The organism is Megasphaera sp. DJF_B143 (genome assembly GCF_900320625.1).
In the GTDB taxonomy this organism is placed as follows: domain Bacteria; phylum Bacillota; class Negativicutes; order Veillonellales; family Megasphaeraceae; genus Megasphaera; species Megasphaera hexanoica.
This window is the reverse complement of the sequence record NZ_ONTA01000267.1, coordinates 1-2,344: the sequence shown is the minus strand read 5'-3', so window position 1 is coordinate 2,344 and position 2,344 is coordinate 1. Positions and strand designations below refer to the sequence as shown.

The 2,344-nt window shown below is 51.7% G+C and carries 3 protein-coding genes; all 3 read left to right on the top strand.

All coding sequences use genetic code 11. The annotated features are described in order from the left end of the window. The coding region (locus DBO31_RS07820) for an indolepyruvate oxidoreductase subunit beta (RefSeq protein WP_150824867.1) at window positions 1–498 on the top strand (498 nt) is incomplete at its 5' end. A 275-nt stretch (window positions 499–773) separates the two neighbouring features. Continuing rightward, complete coding sequence (locus DBO31_RS07815) at window positions 774–1,931, top strand: M20 family metallopeptidase (protein ID WP_200817497.1); 1,158 nt, start codon at window positions 774–776, stop codon at window positions 1,929–1,931. A 137-nt stretch (window positions 1,932–2,068) separates the two neighbouring features. After that, window positions 2,069–2,344 (top strand): helix-turn-helix domain-containing protein (locus tag DBO31_RS07810; protein WP_234995436.1); only part of this gene is annotated, 276 nt, incomplete at its 3' end.

Sequence of the window (2,344 nt, the reverse complement as noted above, 5' to 3'; positions counted from 1 at the left end):
GGATATGATGTAAAAATGTCGGAAGTACATGGCATGAGCCAGCGTGGCGGCAGCGTCAGCACCCAGGTCCGCTTCGGGAAAAAGGTCTACTCTCCGATTATCGGGGAAGGCATGGCAGATATCCTCGTCGCCTTTGAAGAAATGGAAGCGGCCCGCTATGCCAAATTCCTGAAACCCGATGGCAAGATGGTCATCAACCGGCTCTGCATCCCGTCCCTGCCGGTCCTCTCCGGTCAGGTTGCCTATCCGGAACACATTATTGAATCACTGAAAAAAGATTTCCCTGTACTCGACCTCGATGCTACCCGCATTGCTACGGAAATCGGCAATCCCAAGAGTGCCAACGTCGTACTCCTGGGGGCTCTCGTCCAGGCACTGGGCCTGACCAACCTGGACTGGTCGGACTTCATTTCCCGTACGGTCAAACCGAAATTCGTCGATGTCAATCTCAAGGCCTTCCAGAAAGGCCGCGAAGCCGTCGCAGGCGGGGAAAGATAGTGACCAGTAATTAGTTTGCAGGGAAAATAATCCGGCAGTGTCAGATCAGAGACAGGGGCTGTACCCCAATGGCTGAAAAGCTCATTAGGGTACAGCCCCGTTTTACGCGCAGAAACGGCAAAGCCCTACTGACCACCAGCCGTTAGCTGCTGACTGCTAACGGCTGGCCTTCCCCGGCCAGCGGTCTTTCCTCTGCAAACTCGGGACTGCAAACTATCTTTTTCCGGACCTTGTGCTATGATATAGGGGAACATGGTATAAAGGAGTGATATACAATGGAAGATATACGGAAACAGATTGCTGTCTATATAGATGGGCACCGCGACGCCATGATAGATTTCTGGCGGCAGCTGGTACAGATAGAAAGCGGTTCAGCCAATAAGGCCGGTGTCGATGCCGTGGCGCACCGGGTACAGGAAGAACTGGATACGATTGGGGCCCATACGGAAATCCACGAAATGAAACGGGCCGGCAATATGCTCGTGTCGGTCCTGAATGAAGACGTACCGGAAGCCCCGGTTCTCCTCTTGGGACACATGGATACGGTATTCCCTGATGGTACCGTAGCAGCCCGGCCGTTTACCCTGCGGGATGGCAAGGCCTATGGTCCCGGTGTCCTCGATATGAAAGGCGGCGTAACCATTGCCGTATTTGCCATGAAAGCATTGAAAGAAGCGGGCTGGGCCAAACGACCGGTCCGCCTCGTCCTGGCCGGTGATGAAGAGGTAGGTCACTGCGATTCTGACTGCGACCAGCAGATCATGGAACAAGCCCGGGGAGCCGTAGCTGCCTTTAACTGCGAAAGCGGCCGTCTGGGAAATGAAGTCGTCGTCCAGCGCAAAGGGGCACTGACCTATCGCATGGATGTCACCGGTATTGCGGCTCATGCAGGAAATGAACCGGAAAAAGGCCGCAGTGCTATCCTGGAAGTGGCTCACAAGGTCATTGCTATCCAGAATCTGACGGATTGGCAGCAGGGAACGACCTATAATGTAGGTGTCATTTCCGGCGGTACCGTAGCCAATGCCGTCCCAGATACGGCGTCTATCCTCATCGATGTCCGCTATCTCAAGAAAGAGTATGTCCTCAATATTGAAGCGAAATTACAGGACGTAGCCCATACGACCTATGTCAATGGGACAAAGACATCTCTGACGCGGCTTTCGTGCTGCATCCCCATGGAACGGATGACAGAAACCGATGGTCTGCTGGCCAAAGTCCAAGATGCGTATGCATCTTTCGGTATGCCCCGCCCCAGTGGTATCACCGTCGGCGGTGGATCTGATTCGGCCTATACCGTAGCTGCCGGCGTACCGACTATCTGTGCCATGGGGGTTGAAGGCAGTCGTCATCACAGTCCGGAAGAATACGCCAGCGTAGAATCACTGTATGCCCGCGCCAAAGCCCTGGCATACGTCGTGACCATGGTATGATGATGTAGTGTACATAAGGGAAAAAACGACATTTCAACACACACCTTAATACACCCTAACGCACATATGCGTTAGGGTCTATTGATTCTAACGCACGTGTGTGTTAGAATCAATGCAAAGGATGTGATACGATGTGTATGTTTCCCACCAAAGAAAGCTTGACCGTAGAATTTAAAAGCGACAGAAATTGTTTATCTGATAACGATATTATTGATGTTGTTGTAGCTTTTGCCAATACAGAAGGTGGTGATCTGTATCTTGGTATAGAGGATGATGGCACAATAACAGGTCTTCATCCTAAACATCGGGATATCACTCGTCTTACCGCCTTCATTGCCAATAAAACAGTTCCTCCAGTCAGCACACGTGCGACAATACTTCATGATGGGCAATGTGATGTTTTGAAGTTAAGT